The organism is Mesorhizobium sp. M7A.F.Ca.CA.004.12.1.1, assembly GCF_003997835.1.
Taxonomy (GTDB): Bacteria; Pseudomonadota; Alphaproteobacteria; order Rhizobiales; family Rhizobiaceae; genus Mesorhizobium.
This window is the reverse complement of the sequence record NZ_RZRK01000469.1, coordinates 1-4,977: the sequence shown is the minus strand read 5'-3', so window position 1 is coordinate 4,977 and position 4,977 is coordinate 1. Positions and strand designations below refer to the sequence as shown.

The 4,977-nt window shown below is 64.8% G+C and carries 6 protein-coding genes and 2 pseudogenes; 5 read left to right on the top strand and 3 right to left on the bottom strand.

The window, feature by feature from the left end; all coding sequences use genetic code 11:
• Nucleotides 1-561 (top strand): annotated as a pseudogene (locus EN984_RS22700) (NAD(P)/FAD-dependent oxidoreductase); the annotation flags it as partial.
• A 16-nt stretch (nucleotides 562-577) separates the two neighbouring features.
• On the opposite strand, the gene EN984_RS22695 reads toward EN984_RS22700, so the two are convergent.
• Both EN984_RS22695 and EN984_RS22690 read right to left on the bottom strand, forming a co-directional pair.
• On the bottom strand, nucleotides 578-1,810 hold the full coding sequence (locus tag EN984_RS22695) for an amidohydrolase/deacetylase family metallohydrolase (RefSeq protein ID WP_127269761.1): 1,233 nt from the start codon (nucleotides 1,808-1,810) through the stop codon (nucleotides 578-580).
• Between the two features lie 28 nt (nucleotides 1,811-1,838).
• The gene (locus EN984_RS22690) at nucleotides 1,839-2,204 is read right to left on the bottom strand and encodes a RidA family protein (protein ID WP_013528752.1); all 366 of its coding nucleotides are present in this window, start codon (nucleotides 2,202-2,204) and stop codon (nucleotides 1,839-1,841) included.
• A gap of 222 nt (nucleotides 2,205-2,426) precedes the next feature.
• Here EN984_RS22690 and EN984_RS22685 point away from each other — a divergent pair, with 222 nt between their 5' ends.
• Nucleotides 2,427-2,912, top strand: coding sequence for a hypothetical protein (locus EN984_RS22685; protein WP_127272427.1), 486 nt, complete (start codon nucleotides 2,427-2,429; stop codon nucleotides 2,910-2,912).
• 9 nt (nucleotides 2,913-2,921) lie between these two features.
• On the opposite strand, the gene EN984_RS22680 is transcribed toward EN984_RS22685, so the two are convergent.
• Entirely contained in the window at nucleotides 2,922-3,179 is a 258-nt protein-coding gene (locus EN984_RS22680; RefSeq protein ID WP_127268442.1) for a hypothetical protein, read from the bottom strand.
• On the opposite strand from EN984_RS22680, the gene EN984_RS22675 reads away from it, so the two are divergent.
• The 3 genes and pseudogenes from EN984_RS22675 to EN984_RS38940 all read left to right on the top strand — a co-directional run.
• Nucleotides 3,178-3,975 (top strand): hypothetical protein, encoded by a 798-nt coding sequence (locus tag EN984_RS22675; RefSeq protein ID WP_127268443.1) that lies wholly within the window; start codon nucleotides 3,178-3,180, stop codon nucleotides 3,973-3,975. The two genes, EN984_RS22680 and EN984_RS22675, sit on opposite strands and share 2 nt — an antisense overlap.
• 171 nt (nucleotides 3,976-4,146) lie before the next feature.
• A complete protein-coding gene (locus EN984_RS22670) occupies nucleotides 4,147-4,824 on the top strand; it encodes a winged helix-turn-helix domain-containing protein (RefSeq protein WP_127268444.1) in 678 nt (225 codons plus the stop codon).
• Nucleotides 4,821-4,977 (top strand): annotated as a pseudogene (locus EN984_RS38940) (two-component sensor histidine kinase); the annotation flags it as partial. The gene EN984_RS22670 and the pseudogene EN984_RS38940, both read left to right, overlap by 4 nt.

The following is a 4,977-nucleotide window of genomic DNA, read 5'->3' as shown; positions in this document are numbered from 1 at the left end:
CTTTACGAGGTGATCAAGGCGCGCGACGCGGCTTTTTACGACCGCTTGCGCGCCGCCGGCTTCGCCCTCGATTTCGGCGACGACGAGACCGGCCTTCTGATGAAGGCCTACCGCACCGGCTCCGGCTACTATATCGATGTCGGCGCTTCCGACCTGATCATCGACGGCAAGATCGGCATCCGCAGCGGCGTCGCCATCAAGTCGCTGACCCCGAGCGGCATCCTGTTCGAGGACGGCAGTGAACTCGCCGCCGACGCCATCATCGCCTGCACCGGCTATCAGTCGATGAACGAGACGGTGGCTTCGATCGTCTCGCGCGAAGTCGCCGACAAGGTCGGCCCCTGCTGGGGGCTTGGCTCGGGCGTCAAGGGCGACCCCGGACCCTGGCAAGGCGAGCTGCGCAACATGTGGAAGCCGACCGCGCAGGAAGCGCTTTGGTTCCACGGCGGCAATCTGGCGCTGTCGCGCTTCTATTCGAAATATGTGGCGCTGCAGATCAAGGCGCGGATGGAGCGCATTGAGACGCCGGTTTATGGGAAGCCGAGCAATTCGGGGCGGTAGCCATCTACCGCAAGAGCTAATCGTGCCGATGCCCAAAATGCCTCGCGGCCACCTCAACATGCGTATGCGACGCCTGCGCCACGAAACGCTCGGTCTCGTTGTGATCAGCCGCCTCGTTCGGCCACCAGGTGCCGCCGATAACGATGCCATCCGACACCAGCCTCTGGTCGGCGACCAATGACGCGCCGACCGCATCGACGAAGGTGAAGCGGCCCGGGCGCTGCCGGAGCACGGCGACATCGCCGACGGTGCCGACCGCCAGCGTGCCCAGGTCAGGCCTGGCGATCGCCTGCGCCGGCGCTTGCGTGGCGGCGCGCAGGACCTCGACCAGCGGCATGCCGAGCGCCAGCAGCTTCGACATGCAGACCAGTATGTCGAAGGCCGGCCCGTCGACGCAGTAGAGATGCACGTCGCTCGAGATCACGTCGGGCGCCAGCCCTTCCTCGAGCATGGCACGGGCAACGGCGAAATCGAACGAGCCCATGCCGTGGCCGATGTCGAAGATGACGCCGCGCTCGCGCGCCAGCCGCATGTCGGGCCGCACCGCGCCGGAAGCAAATACCGGCGCATTGGGAAACGGCCGGAAGCAGTGGGTGAGAATGTCGCCCCTGCGCAGCCGCGGCAGCACTTCCGAGCGGCCGGGCGGCGGCTCGTCTATATGCGCCATCAGCGGCAGGCCGGCCTGGTCGGCGGCCTCCAGCGCCAGATCCACCGGGGCGATGCCGCTGGTGCCGCCGGCATGCTTGCCGGAGCGGACTTTTACGCCGACCACGACATCGCGGTGTTCACGCACCGCCGCGACCACCTCGCGCGGCTCGCACAGCCTGAGGTCGCTGCACTCGCCGACCGACACTGTCTGCGAGAAGCCGAAAATGCCGGCAAAGGAAATGTTGACATAGGCCAGGATGCGGACCTTCGACCGCTCCATGACATGGCGGCGGAAGCCGAGGAAATTGCCGGCGCCGGCACTGCCCGCATCGATGAAGGTGGTGGTGCCGCTCTTGGCGGCCAGCCGGTCGGCATCGACGCCAAGCGACGTGCCGCCCCAATAGACGTGGCTGTGCAGGTCGACCAGGCCCGGCGTGACGATGCAGCCGCCGGCATCGACGATCTGCGCTGCGCTGTCCGCCGGGATATCGGCATCGACTGCGGCAACGCGGCCATTGGCGATGGCGACATCGCGCGGCGCGTCGAGGCCAGCGGCCGGATCGATCAGCCGTCCGCCCTTCAGCAGGAGGTCGAATTGCATTGAGGTCACCTCCGCTTCGTTGCTTTGCCTACAGAGGCCGGTAAGCGACCGCCTCGACCTCGATCTTGATATCGATCATCAGCCGCGATTCGACCGTGGTGCGGGCCGGCGGGTTTTTGGGGAAATGCCGGGCATAGACCGCGTTGAAGGCGCCGAAATCGCGCGCATCTTCCAGCCAGACCGTGGTCTTCACCACATCGTCCATGGTGCAGCCGGCCAGCGCCAGCGCGGCCTTGATATTGGCGAGCACCTGCTCGGTCTGTTCCGATATGCCGCCCTTGACCACGATGCCGTCGCTGCCGACGGGAACCTGGCCCGAGACATAGACGAGATCGCCGGCCCGCACGGCGGGCGACAACGGCACATGCGATGTTCCAAAACACTGTTTCGGCAAGGGACAAGCCTCCTCTGATGACAGGACGGGGTGCCATGGCAGCGCCCGCTTCGATCGACATTTACGCCGATCGGGGCGATCCTCATAGGGGGCCTTGTTGGAAAGCAACATTCTTCGAAATCCGTGTTGCTTTATTACAAGAGCGCTTGCATCGTACGCGCTGACGGGCGGCTTGGAAGCCGCAACGTACAGACGCATTTGCCAGAGCGGAGACACCCAGCGATGACTTACGACAAGAACCCGTTTCCATCAGGCGATGCCGATCGCCACGCGCTCTGGGAAATGCTGGTGCGGCGCGACATCGACGCTTTCATCGGCCAGGACTGGGCCATGGTCGAGGATGATTTCGTAGCCTCGAGCTTCTTCGGCATGCATGCGCATTTCCTGCACAACGCCGACGCCTGGCGGCTGCAGTTTCCAAGGCTCGAAATCTATCGCGACGAATGGCTGCGCCAGGCCAGGGAGACGGCGGCGACCAAATTCGCCGAGCCGCTGCGCGAGGCGCTGTTTCGCGTCACCAACATGCGCGACATCGATGTCGACGGCGACCGCGCCGTGCTGCACAAGAAATTCGACGGCTCGGTTGCCAAGGCGGACGGCAGCGTCGACCGCTTGAAATGGCAGACGCTGTATTTCTGCAGCAAGGTCGGCGGCAGCTGGAAGATATCAGGCTTCGTCGGCTACATGCCGCATCCGCTCGGTAGCTAGAACCACCGATCACCAGAGCGCAGGATGGGTCGGGCCGAACGTGCGGCCCGGCACCGCGGCCGCCATCAGCGCGCCGTTGAACAGCGATGGCGGATGCAAGGCGCCGCATTCCATCAAACGCATCGCCAGACATTGGCAATGCCTTTTGCGCCCATTCTTACGAATTTGTATGCCGCCGGACAGGCCGGTGTGAACTCGTTTGTTTACGATGCGCGGGGCGGATCGCAACCGCCCCGCCGCAACCATCGACCTCTGGACTTCAGCCATGCTCGCGCCCAACAGGCAACAACCCGCCGCACCGAGCCACAACAGGGTTCCCGACGTCACCCTCGACTTCTGGCTGGTCAAGCTGATGGCGGTCACCACGGGCGAGACCGCGGCGGATTATCTTGCCGACACGATCGGGCTTGGGCTGACCGTCACCTCGCTGATCATGACCGGCATCCTGATCGCGGCCCTTGTCCTGCAGTTTACGCGGAAATGCTATGTGCCGTGGGCTTATTGGCCGGCGGTGGTGCTGATCAGCATCGTCGGCACGCTGGTGACGGACAGCCTCGTCGACAGTTTCGGCGTGCGCCTGCAGACGGCAACCATCGCCTTCTCGGTCGCGCTCGCCGCGACATTCGCGGTCTGGTACGCCAGCGAAAGGACGCTGTCGATCCACACCATCTTCACCACCAGGCGCGAGATCTTCTACTGGCTGGCGATCCTCTTGACCTTCGCGCTCGGCACCGCCGCCGGCGACCTCGTCGCCGAAAGCTTCGACATGGGCTACCTCACGACGGGGCTGCTGTTCGGCGGTGCCATCGCGCTGATAGCGCTCGCCTACTGGCTGCTGCATCTCGACGGCATCCTGGCCTTCTGGCTCGCCTATATCCTGACACGGCCGCTTGGCGCCTCCTTCGGCGACCTGCTGTCGCGATCGGCCAGGCACGGCGGCCTGGGTCTCGGCACCATCTTCACCAGCCTGCTCTTCCTTGGCTGTATCTTTGCGCTTGTCCTGCACATGACCCTGAAGGAGGCAACCGACGAGGCCGATGAACTGTTGCTGGACCTGGACTGAAGCCTTGGCCTCGTCATCCGCGCGCGGAGCAAGGAGCGTAGCGACGCAGCGCGGACCCGACGATGACGAAGTTGGGAGAAGCCGCTCCGAATGCCTGCGCCTTCGTGACATCCTAGGAACAAGCCCGTGCCGGTGATAGCCTCTCCATCTCGGCAACGGACCGGACCTTTCATGCGACTGCTTCTCGTCGAGGACGACCACAGGACGGCCGACTATATCGTCAGGGGACTGACCGAGGCCGGCCATGTCTGCGACCTCCTTCGCAACGGACATGACGCGCTGTTCGCGGCGACCCGGGGCAATTACGACGTGATCGTCGCCGACCGGATGATCCCCGGCCTCGACGGCCTGTCGATGATCAAGGCGGTGCGCGCCGCGGGCGTACGGACGCCCACGATCTTTCTCACCTCCGTCGGCGGCATCGACGATCGCGTCGAGGGGCTGGAGGCCGGCGGCGACGACTATCTGGTCAAGCCCTTCGCCTTTTCCGAACTTCTCGCCCGCATCAACGCGCTTGGCCGGCGGCCGGCGGCGCAGGAGCAGAAAACCGTCCTGCGGGTCGCCGACCTCGAAATGGACCTGATCATGCGGCGGGTCACGAGGCGGGGCCAGCCGATCGACCTGCAGCCGCGGGAATTCAGCCTGCTGGAAGTGCTGATGCGCGGCGAAGGCCGCGTCATCACCCGCACCATGCTTCTGGAGCGCGTCTGGGATTTTCATTTCGATCCCAGGACCAGCGTCGTCGAGACCCATATCAGCCGGCTGCGGGCCAAGGTCGACAAGCCCTTCGAAACCCAGCTCATCCACACCGTCCGCAACACCGGCTACAGCCTGCACGCGCCGTCATGACCGGAACATGGTCCCGCCTGCTGCGCAGCACGCCGTTCCGGCTGGCTCTGACCTTCGCCTTCCTGTTCGTGCTGGCCTTCGTCCTGTCGGGCGCCATCGTCTACCAGATGATGAGCGCCGATCTTGCCGAGCGGCTCGACGACACCATCAAGG

Coding starts and splice junctions, on each gene's coding strand:
- EN984_RS22695 (WP_127269761.1), bottom strand. CDS start 1,810: ATGCAATTCGACCTCCTGCTGAAGGGCGGACGGCTGATCGATCCGGCC.
- EN984_RS22685 (WP_127272427.1), top strand. CDS start 2,427: ATGACTTACGACAAGAACCCGTTTCCATCAGGCGATGCCGATCGCCAC.
- EN984_RS22675 (WP_127268443.1), top strand. CDS start 3,178: ATGCTCGCGCCCAACAGGCAACAACCCGCCGCACCGAGCCACAACAGG.
- EN984_RS22680 (WP_127268442.1), bottom strand. CDS start 3,179: ATGGCTGAAGTCCAGAGGTCGATGGTTGCGGCGGGGCGGTTGCGATCC.
- EN984_RS22670 (WP_127268444.1), top strand. CDS start 4,147: ATGCGACTGCTTCTCGTCGAGGACGACCACAGGACGGCCGACTATATC.